10 protein-coding genes are annotated in these 12,430 nt (G+C 74.5%); 9 read left to right on the top strand and 1 reads right to left on the bottom strand.

Annotated elements, in window-relative coordinates; translation table 11 throughout:
- From ACYVI6_RS15020 to ACYVI6_RS14995, 6 genes are all read left to right on the top strand, one after another.
- On the top strand, positions 1-681 hold a 681-nt coding region (locus tag ACYVI6_RS15020; protein WP_460447145.1), incomplete at its 5' end, for a TraR/DksA family transcriptional regulator.
- Positions 654-1,244 (top strand): signal peptidase II, encoded by a 591-nt coding sequence (gene lspA, locus ACYVI6_RS15015; protein WP_460447144.1) that lies wholly within the window; start codon positions 654-656, stop codon positions 1,242-1,244. The genes ACYVI6_RS15020 and lspA, both read left to right, overlap by 28 nt.
- Positions 1,237-2,166 carry an RluA family pseudouridine synthase gene (locus tag ACYVI6_RS15010; protein ID WP_460447143.1) on the top strand — a complete coding sequence of 310 codons (930 nt, stop codon included), beginning with the start codon at positions 1,237-1,239 and terminating at the stop codon, positions 2,164-2,166. Before lspA ends, ACYVI6_RS15010 begins: the two co-directional genes overlap by 8 nt.
- A 110-nt stretch (positions 2,167-2,276) precedes the next feature.
- Entirely contained in the window at positions 2,277-5,807 is a 3,531-nt protein-coding gene (gene dnaE, locus ACYVI6_RS15005) for a DNA polymerase III subunit alpha (protein ID WP_460447142.1), read from the top strand.
- A gap of 90 nt (positions 5,808-5,897) precedes the next feature.
- Positions 5,898-7,526, top strand: a complete 1,629-nt coding sequence (locus ACYVI6_RS15000; protein WP_460447141.1) for a DUF3352 domain-containing protein — start codon at positions 5,898-5,900, stop codon at positions 7,524-7,526.
- Positions 7,527-7,653: 127 nt separating this feature from the next.
- On the top strand, positions 7,654-8,343 hold the full coding sequence (locus ACYVI6_RS14995) for a hypothetical protein (RefSeq protein ID WP_460447140.1): 690 nt from the start codon (positions 7,654-7,656) through the stop codon (positions 8,341-8,343).
- Here ACYVI6_RS14995 and ACYVI6_RS14990 read toward each other — a convergent pair.
- The gene (locus ACYVI6_RS14990) at positions 8,306-9,103 is read right to left on the bottom strand and encodes an LON peptidase substrate-binding domain-containing protein (protein ID WP_460447139.1); all 798 of its coding nucleotides are present in this window, start codon (positions 9,101-9,103) and stop codon (positions 8,306-8,308) included. The two genes, ACYVI6_RS14995 and ACYVI6_RS14990, sit on opposite strands and share 38 nt — an antisense overlap.
- A gap of 118 nt (positions 9,104-9,221) precedes the next feature.
- On the opposite strand from ACYVI6_RS14990, the gene hisD reads away from it, so the two are divergent.
- Genes hisD through hisB form a run of 3 tightly spaced genes read left to right on the top strand, consistent with a single transcriptional unit; the run spans position 9,222 to position 12,315 of the window.
- The gene (gene hisD, locus ACYVI6_RS14985) at positions 9,222-10,559 is read left to right on the top strand and encodes a histidinol dehydrogenase (protein ID WP_460447138.1); all 1,338 of its coding nucleotides are present in this window, start codon (positions 9,222-9,224) and stop codon (positions 10,557-10,559) included.
- Positions 10,556-11,701, top strand: coding sequence for a histidinol-phosphate transaminase (locus ACYVI6_RS14980; protein WP_460447137.1), 1,146 nt, complete (start codon positions 10,556-10,558; stop codon positions 11,699-11,701). The genes hisD and ACYVI6_RS14980 overlap by 4 nt, the downstream gene beginning before the upstream one ends.
- Positions 11,698-12,315 (top strand): imidazoleglycerol-phosphate dehydratase HisB, encoded by a 618-nt coding sequence (gene hisB / locus ACYVI6_RS14975; RefSeq protein ID WP_284287404.1) that lies wholly within the window; start codon positions 11,698-11,700, stop codon positions 12,313-12,315. The genes ACYVI6_RS14980 and hisB overlap by 4 nt, the downstream gene beginning before the upstream one ends.
- Positions 12,316-12,430: the final 115 nt, after the last annotated feature.

Genomic DNA, 12,430 nt, shown 5'->3' with positions numbered 1-12,430 from the left:
ACCGCGACGAAGAAGGCGACCGCGACGAAGAAGGCGACCGCGACGAAGAAGGCGACCGCGACGAAGAAGGCGACCGCGACGAAGAAGGCGACCGCGAGCACGACGGCCCCCGCGAAGCAGTCGACCGTCACGAAGGCCACCGCGAAGAAGGCGACCGTCACGAAGGCCACCGCGAAGAAGGCGACCGCCACGAAGGCCACCGCGCGGTCGGCGCAGGCCACCCCGGCGTCCGGTCGCGCCGCTGGCCGGGCGGTGACCCGGCAGCCGGTGGTGGCGAACGGGCGGGCCGAGGCGCTGCCGGTGCGCGAGGACGAGTCGCCGTGGACGCCGGCCGAGCTGGCGCAGGTGCGCGGCGAGCTCGACGCCGACGTCGCCCGGCTCGGCGGCGAGATCGCCCTGGCCGAGCGCGACCTCGCGGTGCTGGTGCGCGACTCCGGAGACGGGGCGGGTGACGACCAGGCCGACTCGGGCGCCAAGACGTTCGAGCGCGAGCACGAGATCGCCCTCGCCAACACCCACCGCACGATGCTCGAGCAGAGCCTGCGCGCGCTGGCCCGCATCGACGACGGCAGCTACGGCGTCTGCGAGTCGTGCGGCCAGCCGATCGGCAAGATGCGGCTCCAGGCCTTCCCGCGTGCGACCCTGTGCGTGTCATGCAAGCAGCAGCAGGAGCGTCGGTAGCCACCGGCACCGGGTCCGCGCGCCGCCGTCCCCTGACGGTCGCGCTCGTCGTCCTCACCCTCGCGGTGCTGGCCGTCGACCAGGCCACGAAGGCGCTCGCGGTGGCGCGGCTGCGACCCGACGACCCGGTGCCGCTCGTCGGCGAGCTGCTGCAGCTGCACCTGATCCGCAACCCCGGCGCGGCGTTCTCGCTGGGTACCGGCGCCACCTGGGTGCTCACCGTCGTCGCGGCGGTGATCGTCGTGGTCGTGGTGCGCAGCGCCCGTCGCCTCGGCAGCCGCGCCTGGGCGGTCGCGCTGGGTCTGCTGCTCGGTGGGGCGCTGGGCAACCTGGTCGACCGGCTGGTGCGCACGCCCGGCCTCGGGCGCGGGCACGTCGTCGACTTCATCGCCTACGGCCACCTGTTCATCGGCAACGTCGCCGACGTCGCGATCGTCGTCGCGGCGGCCCTGATGGCGCTGCTCAGCCTGCGCGGCGTCGGCCTCGACGGGCGCCGCGGCGACCGGCAGGCGGCCGGGTCCGCCGACGCGGCCGAGCCCGAGGGCGGTGCCGGGCGTGGGTGACCTGCGCTCGCTGCCGGTGCCCGACGGTCTCGAGGGCGAGCGGCTCGACGCCGCGCTGGCCCGGCTCTTCGGGCTGTCGCGCACCCGCGCCGCCGACCTGGCCGCCAACGACCTGGTGCGGCTCGACGGCGAGCTCGTGGGCAAGTCCGAGCGGGTGCGGGCCGGCGCGTGGCTGGAGGTCGAGCTGCCGTCGGCCGCGCCCGTCGTCGAGGTGGTGGCCGAGCCGGTCGAGGGGCTGCGCGTCGTGCACGACGACGACGACGTGGTGGTGGTCGACAAGCCGGTCGGCGTCGCGGCCCACCCCAGCCCGGGGTGGACCGGGCCGACCGTCGTCGGCGGGCTGGCGGCGGCCGGGTACCGCGTCTCGACGTCCGGGGCGGCAGAGCGGCAGGGCGTGGTGCACCGGCTCGACGTGGGCACGTCCGGGTTGATGGTCGTCGCGAAGAGCGAGCACGCCTACACGGTGCTGAAGCGCGCGTTCAAGGAGCGCACGGTCGAGAAGGTCTACCACGCCGTCGTGCAGGGCCACCCCGACCCGCTGCGCGGCACGATCGACGCGCCGATCGGTCGGCACCCGCAGCACGACTGGCGCTGGGCCGTGACGGCCGCGGGCAAGCCGAGCGTCACCCACTACGAGGTGGTCGAGGCGTTCCGGTCTGCGTCGCTGACCGAGGTGCACCTCGAGACCGGTCGCACGCACCAGATCCGGGTGCACTTCTCGGCGCTGCGCCACCCGTGCGTCGGCGACGTGACGTACGGCGCCGACCCCGACCTGGCCCGCCGGCTGGGGCTGACGAGGCAGTGGCTGCACGCGGTGCGCCTGGGCTTCGAGCACCCGGCGACGGGGGAGCGCGTGGTCTTCTCCAGCACGTACCCGGACGACCTGCAGACCGCGCTCGACCGCCTGCGCGACCAGGTCTAGCGGCCCCCGGCGCGCGACACGCCCGGGCCGTCCCGGCGACACGCCGCGTGGCCTGCCGGGTCGTCCGGCAGGGGCCTGGGCTGTCGGTGTCGCGACATAGGATCGCAGCCATGCCCGACGGTTCGTTCGCACACCTGCACGTCCACACCGAGTACTCGATGCTGGACGGCGCGGCGCGCATCGACGACCTGTTCGCCGAGGCCGCTCGGCAGGGCATGCCGGCCATCGCGACCACCGACCACGGCTACGTCTTCGGCGCCTACGAGTTCTGGAAGGCCGGCCAGAAGCACGGCGTGAAGCCGATCATCGGGCTCGAGGCGTACCTCACGCCGGGCACCAGCCGGTTCGACCGCACCCGGGTCAAGTGGGGCGACGGCGGGCGCGACGACGTGAGCGGCGGCGGCGCCTACACGCACATGACCATGCTGGCCCGCACCACCGGCGGCATGCACAACCTCTTCCGGCTGGCGTCGCGCGCCTCGCTCGAGGGCATGTACTTCAAGCCCCGCATGGACCGCGAGCTGCTGCAGACCTACGGCGACGGGCTCATCGCGACCACCGGCTGCCCCGGCGGCGAGGTGCAGACCCGGCTGCGGCTGGGGCAGTACGACGAGGCGGTGCGCGCGGCGTCCGAGTTCCGGGACATCTTCGGCGCCGAGAACTTCTACTGCGAGCTGATGGACCACGGGCTCGGCGTCGAGCGCCAGGTGCAGCGCGACCTGCTGCGGCTGGCCCGCCAGCTCGACCTGCCGCTGGTCGCCACCAACGACCTGCACTACACCCGGGCCGAGGACCACACCGCGCACGCCGCGCTGCTGTGCGTGCAGTCCGGCTCGACGCTCGCCGACCCCAACCGGTTCAAGTTCGACGCCGAGGACTTCTACCTCAAGAGCGCCGCCGAGATGCGGCACACCTGGCGCGAGCTGCCCGAGGCCTGCGACAACACCCTGCTGATCGCCGAGCGCTGCGAGGTGTCGTTCACCGAGGGCGAGGGCCGGTTCATGCCGCGCTTCCCGGTGCCCGAGGGCGAGTCCGAGCAGTCCTGGTTCGTGCAGGAGGTCGAGGCCGGCCTGCGCCGCCGCTACCCGGCCGGCGTCCCCGACGACGTGCGCCGGCAGGCCGAGTACGAGATCGAGGTCATCGTCGGCAAGGGGTACCCCGGGTACTTCCTCGTCGTCGCCGACTTCATCAACTGGGCCAAGGCCAACGGCATCCGGGTCGGCCCGGGCCGCGGGTCGGGTGCGGGCAGCATGGCGGCGTACGCGATGGGCATCACCGACCTCGACCCGCTGCAGCACGGCCTGATCTTCGAGCGCTTCCTCAACCCCGAGCGCATGTCGATGCCCGACTTCGACGTCGACTTCGACGAGCGCCGGCGCGGCGAGGTCATCCGCTACGTCACCCAGAAGTACGGCGACGACCGCGTCGCGCAGATCGTCACCTACGGCACCATCAAGGCCAAGCAGGCCGTGAAGGACGCCGGCCGCGTGCTGGGCTACCCGTTCGCGATGGGCGACCGCATCACGAAGGCGATGCCGCCGGCGGTCATGGGCAAGGACGTCCCGCTCGCCGGCATCTTCGACGAGAAGCACAAGCGCTACTCCGAGGCCGGCGAGTTCCGGGCCCTGCACGCCGAGGACGCCGACGTGCGCCGGGTGGTCGAGACCGCGCGCGGGCTCGAGGGCCTGAAGCGGCAGTGGGGCGTGCACGCGGCCGGCGTGATCATGTCGAGCGACCCGCTCGTCGACCTCATCCCGATCATGCGCCGCGAGCAGGACGGCCAGATCATCACGCAGTTCGACTACCCGAGCTGCGAGACGCTCGGCCTGGTCAAGATGGACTTCCTCGGCCTGCGCAACCTGACGATCCTCGACGACGCCCTGCAGAACGTCGAGGCCTCGCGCGGCATCACCATCGACCTCGACGAGCTGAGCAAGACGCTCGACGACGGCCCCACCTACGAGCTGCTGGCCCGCGGCGACACGCTCGGCGTCTTCCAGTTCGACGGCGGCCCGATGCGCTCGCTGCTGCGACTCATGCGCCCCGACAACTTCGAGGACATCTCGGCCGTGGGCGCGCTCTACCGCCCGGGCCCGATGGGTGCGAACTCGCACACGAACTACGCCCTGCGCAAGAACAAGCAGCAGGACGTCACCTACGTGCACCCCGAGCTGGCCGAGGCGCTCGAACCGATCCTCGGCACGACGTACGGCCTGATCGTGTACCAGGAGCAGGTCATGGCCATCGCGCAGCAGCTGGCCGGGTACACGCTCGGCAAGGCCGACCTGCTGCGCCGCGCGATGGGCAAGAAGAAGCGCGAGGTGCTCGACGCCGAGTACGTCGGGTTCGAGCAGGGCATGCTCGACCGCGGCTTCTCGGCCGCGTCGATCAAGGCGCTCTGGGACGTGCTGGTGCCGTTCTCCGACTACGCCTTCAACAAGGCGCACAGCGCGGCGTACGGGCTGGTGTCGTACTGGACGGCGTACCTGAAGGCCAACTACCCGGCCGAGTACATGGCCGCGGTGCTCACCAGCGTGCGCGACGACAAGGACAAGTCGGCGCTGTACCTCAACGAGTGCCGACGCATGGGCATCAAGGTGCTCCCGCCGGACGTCAACGACTCCGACGCCGAGTTCACCCCCGTCGGCACCGACATCCGCTTCGGCCTGACTGCCGTGCGCAACGTCGGCGCCAACGTCGTCGAGGCGATGCGCGCCTCGCGGGAGGAGAAGGGCCGCTTCGGGTCGTTCCAGGACTTCCTCGAGAAGGTCCCCGCCGTGGTGTGCAACAAGCGCACCATCGAGTCGCTCATCAAGGCCGGTGCCTTCGACTCCCTCGGGCACTCCCGGCGCCAGCTCGTCGAGGCGCACGAGCGCGCCGTCGACTCCGTCATCGGGCTGAAGCGCAAGGAGGCCACCGGCCAGTTCGACCTGTTCGGTGCGATGGGTGGCGACGACGACGACGCGGGCGGCCTGTCGGTCGAGCTGCGCGAGGTCGGCGAGTGGGACAAGCACGAGAAGCTGAAGTTCGAGCGCGAGATGCTCGGCCTGTACGTCAGCGACCACCCGCTGTTCGGCGTCGAGCACGTGCTGGCAGGGGCGGCCGACTGCTCGATCGCCTCGTTCCTCACCGACGACTCCCGTCCGGACGGCTCGAACGTCACGATCAGCGGCATGATCAGCGGGCTGCAGCGCAAGATGACGAAGAACGGCAACCCGTGGGCGATCGCCACCGTCGAGGACCTCGAGGGCGCGGTCGAGGTGCTGTTCTTCCCGCAGACCTACCAGACCGTCTCGACGATCCTCACCGAGGACCTCGTCGTCGTGGTGCGCGGCCGGGTGAACCGGCGCGACGAGGTGCCGACGATCTACGCCGCCGAGCTCACCGTGCCCGACCTGTCCGAGGGCCCGCGCGGGCCGGTCGTCATCGCGATGCCGGTGACCCGGTGCACCCCGCCGGTCGCCGAGCGGCTCAAGGACGTGCTGGCCACGCACCCGGGCGTCACCGAGGTGCACCTGCGGCTCACCCAGTCCGGCCGCGAGACGGTGATGCGGCTCGACGACCGGCTGCGGGTGACCGCCGGGCCGGCGCTGTTCGGCGACCTCAAGCAGCTGCTCGGCGCCAGCTGCCTGGTCGGGTGAACACCGAGCGGGTTGTCACCGGTCACGTCTAGACTCACACCGCTGCGCCACAGGGGACCGCAGCACCACTCGAGGGGGGAACGCTCCACCATGCCCGACCAGCCCAGCCAGCCCAGCCAGCCCAGCCAGCCCGGCCAGCCCGACCAGCCGTTCACGCCGCAGTACGGCGGCCAGCCGTCGTCGCCCGGTCAGCCCGGTCAGCCCGGCCAGCCCGACGTCGTCGAGTGGGGCCAGGGGACGCCGATCGGCGAGTCGTCCGCGCCGGAGCGCTCGGGCAGCCGCAAGAAGCTCGGGATCGGCATCGGTGCCGGCGTCGTGGCGGTGGGCCTGCTCGCCGGCGGCGGCGCGCTCGCGGCCAGCCGGCTCGGCGGCGGGGGCGCCCAGCCCGACGAGGTGGTGCCGGCCACGGCGCTCGGCTACGTCGGCGTCGACCTCGACCCGTCCGCCGGCCAGAAGCTCGACGCGCTGCGGTTCTTCCGCAAGTTCCCGGACGCCGCGAAGCGGGTCCAGGGCGACGGCGACCTGCGCAAGGCGCTGTTCGACGTGGCCAACTCCGACGGCGACCTCGGCACCTGGGCGACCGACGTCGAGCCGTGGCTCGGCCAGCGGGCCGGCGTCGCCGTGCTGCCGCCCACGAAGGAGGGTGGCGACCCGCGCACCGTCGTGGTGCTCGCGGTGACCGACGCCGACAAGGCGAAGGCCGGGATCGCGAAGGTCAGCAAGGGCGAGGCGGTCTGCGAGTTCCCCGACGGCTTCGCCGTGTGCGGCGAGAAGACCGACGCGCACGCCCTGCAGCTCGACGTGGCCGCCGCCGAGGACGCCTCGCTCGCCGACGACGCCACCTACCAGTCGGACGTCGAGGCAGCCGGCGGCAGCGGCGTGCTGCACACCTGGTTCGACCTGGCGAAGGTGCGCGAGGCGGTACCCGACTCGCTCGGCCAGCTCGGTGGCGTGCAGGCGTCGACGGTCGGCGACGCGCTGAAGGGCCGGGTCGCGGCCACGGTGCGCTTCGACGGCGCCGCGGTCGAGCTCAGCGGCCGTCTCGTCGGCGGACCGAAGGTGCCGACCGGCACCGCGCGCGCCGCCGTCGGCGACCTGCCGGCCGACACCGTCGCGGCGCTCGCCGTCGGCGTGGCACCCGGTGCGGTGCAGCAGGCGTGGGACAACGCCCGCGCGACGCTCAAGGCCTCGGGCGCCGAGGCGCAGTTCGGCGCCCAGCTGCAGCGGCTGCAGCAGGCGACCGGCCTGCAGCAGGTCGCCGACCTGGCCGCCGCGCTGGGCGACCGGGTGACCGTCGCCGACGGCGCCGGGCAGCCGACGCCGCAGGTGGCCGTGCGACTCGGCGGCGACGCCGCGGCCGTCGGCAAGGTGCGCAGCGTCGTCGAGCAGGCGGCCGGCGGCACGAGCTCGGGCCTGCAGCTGGCGTCGGCTCCTGCGGGCGACGACACCGTGCTGTCGAACGACCAGGCCTACGCGGCGAAGGTGGCTGCCGGCTCGGGCCTGGGCGCCAGCGCCGCCTTCCGCGCCGCGGCGCCGCACGCGTCCGACGCGTCCGCCGTGCTGTACGTCGACGTCGCGAAGGCGCTGGAGCAGGCCGGGTCGCTCGTCGGTGGGGACGCGTCGGTGCAGCGCAACCTGAAGCCGCTGCAGTCGCTCGGCGTCACGAGCACCACCTCGGGCGACACGGTCTCCTTCACCGCCCGCGTCACGACCCGGTGATCTCGCACCGTCGCGCCGTGGCCGGCCCTCCGGGGGTCGGCCGCGGGCGGCGGTGCCGTCCGGCCCGGACGCCTCTCGAACCGGTCGCGTCCAGGCGACGCCCAGGTCACGACCGTAGGGTGACCGCGTGAGCGACACCTCCCACGGCCCCTACGCCCCGTCGGGGTCGGGCACGCCGCTGCCGGTGCTGCAGCCGGTCACCCGGCGGCGCCGCCCGCTCGGCCGGCTGCGGCGCGCCAGGCCGGGCCGCCCGGTCGGAGGTCCGCTCGGGTCGTCCGCCGACGGCGCAACCGGCTACGGCGTGGTCTCCGGCGGCCGCAGCCGGCCTGCCGCCGCGTCGGCCGCTCCCGTGCTCTTCGGGATCGGTGCGACGGTGCTGCTCGGCCTGCTCCTCGGACTCCTGTGGTGGGCGCTCGCTCCCGTGGCCCGCGCCCAGGTGCAGGGCGACCAGGTGCTGCTGCAGGGGCACGCCGAGCTGCAGGCCGCGCAGGACGGCTGGTTCGTCGTCGTCACCGGCCTCGCCGGCGTGCTGGTGGCCACCCTCGTCGCGCTGCGGCCGGCGCGTCGCGAGGCGCTGCGCGCGCTCCTCGCCGTGGTGCTCGTCGCGGTCGCCGGGCTCGTCGCCTGGCGGTTCGGCGAGCTGCTCGGCCCGTCGTCGCTCGTCGAGCAGGTGCGGGCCGGCGACGACCGGCCGCTGACCCCGCTGGCGCTGCACGCGCTGTCGGCGCTGGCCGCGGGTCCGCTGCTGTGCGCCGTGACCCTGTTCGTCGCCGCCCTGCTCAGCGGGGGTCCGGCGGCTCGCGCACCAGGTCGGTAGCCGGCACCGAGGGCGCCAGGTCGAGCAGCAGCAGCTCGCGCCGCAGCATGGTGCGGGCCGCCCGCAGCCGGGTGGCGGCATCGGGCGCCTCCAGCAGCGACTGCCGCTCGCCGGGGTGCAGCAGCACCGCGCCGGCCACCACCCACGACAGCAGGGTGGCGTCGTGCAGCGCGCTCGAGCCCTCGACGCCGACGCGCTCGCGCCCGTCCGCGCCCTCGACCCCCTCGGTCTCGTCGGCTCCGTCGGCTCCGTCGGCTCCGTCGGCTCTGCGCGGCGACGACGTCTCGCGCACCGTCGTGCCGACCCGGTCCGCGTAGCGGCCGAGCAGCCCGCGCACCCGCTCGACCAGCTCGACGTCCGCCGTCCCGACCGGCTCGGGCAGCGGCTCGACCCGTCCGGTCAGGTACGACGTGCCGGCGCTCTCGTCGAGCCCGAGCAGGTGGAAGCGCTCGCGGCCGACGGCCACCAGGTCGCTGCTGCCGTCGCCGTGCCGGCGCAGCTGCAGCACCTCGGCCACGCACCCGACCCGGTGCAGCGCGTGCACCTGCTCCGACCCCACCTCGTGGCCGCGGCGGATCGCCACCACGCCGAAGCACGGTCCGCGGCCGCCCGGGCCGGCGCCGCGCGGCACGCGGTCGCCCCCACCGGGCACCAGGGCGTCGACGAGGTCGCGGTAGCGCTGCTCGAACACGTGCAGCGGCAGCACCTGCCCGGGCAGCAGCGTGGTCCCCAGCGGGAACAGCGGCAGCGTCTGGCTCACCCGCCGACCGTACGCGCGGGCACCGCACGGCACGAGCCCCTGGCACGAAGCCGGCCGCCCGCCGTCCGCCCACCGGGCGGGGACGGCGCCGTCGGTGCCCGCCACTATCCTCGGTGTGGTGATCGCACGCACCGACCTCCGTTCCACGCCGCTCGACGCCGTCACCCTGCGCGGCGTGCTGCCCCGGGCCCGGTTCGACGTCGAGGCCGCCCTCGATGTGGTCCGGCCGATCTGCGACGAGGTCCACGTGCGGGGCGTCGCCGCCCTCCACGAGCTGAACGAGCGCTTCGACGGCGTGCGCACCACCGAGCTGCGGGTGCCGGCGCAGGCGCTCGCCGACGCGCTCGAGCAGCTCGACCCGCAGATCCGCGCCGCGCTCACCGAGTCGATCCGCCGGGCCCGGCTCGTGCACCGCGACCAGCGCCGCACCGACACCACCACCCAGGTCGCGCCCGGCGGCGTCGTCACCGAGCGCTGGGTGCCGGTCGGCCGCGTCGGCCTCTACGTGCCGGGCGGCCTGGCCGTGCTGGCCAGCAGCGTCGTGATGAACGTCGTGCCCGCGCAGGAGGCCGGGGTCGAGTCGCTCGTCGTCACCAGCCCGCCGCAGCGCGACAACCCCCCGCAGTTCGCCGGCCTGCCGCACCCCACGGTGCTGGCCGCCTGCGCGCTGCTCGGCGTCGAGGAGGTCTACGCCGTCGGCGGCGCCCAGGCGGTCGCGATGCTCGCCTACGGCGCGAAGGACGGCGACCGGCTGGTCTGCGCGCCGGTCGACCTGGTCACCGGGCCGGGCAACATCTACGTGGTCGCCGCCAAGCGGCTGCTGCGCGGCGTCGTGGGCATCGACTCCGAGGCCGGCCCCACCGAGATCGCGGTGCTCGCCGACGACTCGGCCGACCCGGCGCACGTCGCGGCCGACCTCATCAGCCAGGCCGAGCACGACCCGCTCGCGGCCTCGGTGCTCGTCACCGACAGCGAGCAGCTCGCGACCGCGGTCGAGGGCGAGCTCGAGCGGCAGGTGCCCGCCACCAAGCACGTCGAGCGGGTGCGGCAGGCGCTCGGCGGTGAGCAGTCGGCGATCGTGCTGGTCGACGACGTCGACGCCGGGCTGGCCGTCGTCGACGCCTACGGCGCCGAGCACCTCGAGATCCAGACCCGCGACGCGTCGGCGGTGGCCCGGCGGGTGCGCAACGCCGGCGCGGTGTTCGTCGGCCCGTGGGCGCCGGTGTCGCTCGGCGACTACTGCGCCGGGTCGAATCACGTGCTGCCCACCGGCGGAGCCGCCTGCCACTCCAGCGGCCTGTCGGTGCAGACCTTCCTGCGCGGCATCCACGTCGTCAAGTACGACCGCGCCGCCCTCGGCGAGGTGGCCCGCCACGTCGTCACCCTCGCCGAGGCCGAGGACCTGCCCGGCCACGGCGACGCCGTCTCGGTGCGGTTCGACGGGTCGCTGCCGTGACGACGGTGCAGCAGCCCACCGCCCCGCCGGGCGTCGGCCTCGACGCGCTGCCGCTGCGCGACGACCTGCGCGGCCGCGAGCCGTACGGCGCGCCGCAGCTCGACGTGCGGGTGCGGTTGAACACCAACGAGAACAGCCACGACGTGCCCGAGGCGGTCGCCGTCGCGGTGGTCGAGGCGCTCGCGGGGGAGGTGCGGCACCTCAACCGCTACCCCGACCGGGAGCTGACCGCGCTGCGCGCGGCCCTCGCCGGCTACCTCGGCCACGACCTGCACCCGGCGCAGCTGTGGGCCGCGAACGGCTCGAACGAGGTGCTGCAGCAGCTGCTGCAGGCGTTCGGCGGCCCGGGCCGCACCGCGCTCGGCTTCACGCCGTCGTACTCGATGCACCCGATCATCGCCACGGGCACCGGCAGCCGGTGGGTCGACGGGTACCGGGCCGGCACCGCTGACGGCTTCGACCTGGGCGCCGCGTCCGCCGCAGACCAGGTGCGCGCGGTCGACCCCGACGTGGTGTTCCTCTGCTCGCCGAACAACCCCACCGGCACCGCGCTCGGCCTCGACGTCGTCGAGGCGGTGCTCGCGGCGAGCGACCGCGCGCTGGTGGTGGTCGACGAGGCGTACGCGGAGTTCGCCCGTCCAGGCACCCCGAGCGCGCTCACCCTGCTGCCGGGCCGCCCGCGGCTGGTGGTCACCCGCACGATGAGCAAGGCCTTCGCGTTCGCCGGGGTGCGGCTGGGGTACCTCGCCGCCGACCCCTCGGTGTGCGACGCGCTGCGCCTGGTGCGGCTGCCCTACCACCTGTCCTCGCTCACCCAGGCCGCTGCGCTGGCCGCGCTGCGGCACGCGGACCTGCTGCTGTCGACGGTCGACGCGGTGATCGCCCAGCGCGACCGGCTGGTCGCCGAGCTGCCCGCGCTCGGCGGCGGCGGCCGGGTGCACGCCGTGCCGAGCGACGCCAACTTCGTGCTGTTCGGCGGGCTCGCCGACGCCCCCGCCACCTGGCGGGCGCTGCTCGCGCACGACGTCCTCGTGCGCGACGTCGGGCTCGCCGGGCACCTGCGGGTCACGGCCGGCACCGCCGAGGAGACGACCGCCTTCCTCACCGCGCTCGACGCGGTGCTCAGCGAGGAGACCGCATGACCCAGCCCGCCGCCCGCCGCCGCACCGCGCGGATCGAGCGCCGCACCGGCGAGAGCAGCGTGCTCGTCGAGCTCGACGTCGACGGCACCGGCCGCGCCGACGTCAGCACCGGGGTCGGCTTCTACGACCACATGCTCACCGCGCTGTCGAAGCACTCGCTGATCGACCTCACCGTGCAGGCCACGGGCGACGTCGACGTCGACGCCCACCACACCGTCGAGGACGTCGCGATCGTGCTCGGGCAGGCGCTGCGCGAGGCGCTGGGCGACAAGCAGGGCATCGCCCGCTTCGGCGACGCGATGGTGCCGCTCGACGAGGCGCTGGCACAGGCCGTGGTCGACGTGAGCGGCCGCCCCTACTGCGTGCACACCGGCGAGCCGGCCGGTCAGGAGCACGTGCTCATCGGCGGGCAGTACGTCGGGTCGCTCACCCGGCACGTGCTCGAGACGCTGGCCTTCCACGCGCACCTGGCGCTGCACGTGCGGGTGCTCGGCGGTCGCGACCCGCACCACGTCGTCGAGGCGCAGTTCAAGGCCGTGGCCCGGGCGCTGCGCGCCGCCGTGGCGCCCGACCCCCGGGTGCAGGGCGTGCCCAGCACCAAGGGGCTGCTCTGAGGTGACCGCCCGGTGACGACGTCCTCGGGGGCCGCGCGCCCGGCCGGGCAGCCGCCCCGCCCCGCTGCGTCGCCGTCCGCGCGCCAGCTGCTCGGCCGGGTCGACGACGTGATGA

Source organism: Angustibacter aerolatus (assembly GCF_054776675.1).
The sequence above is the reverse complement of the archived record's forward strand: the minus strand, read 5'-3'. Positions and strand labels throughout refer to the sequence as shown.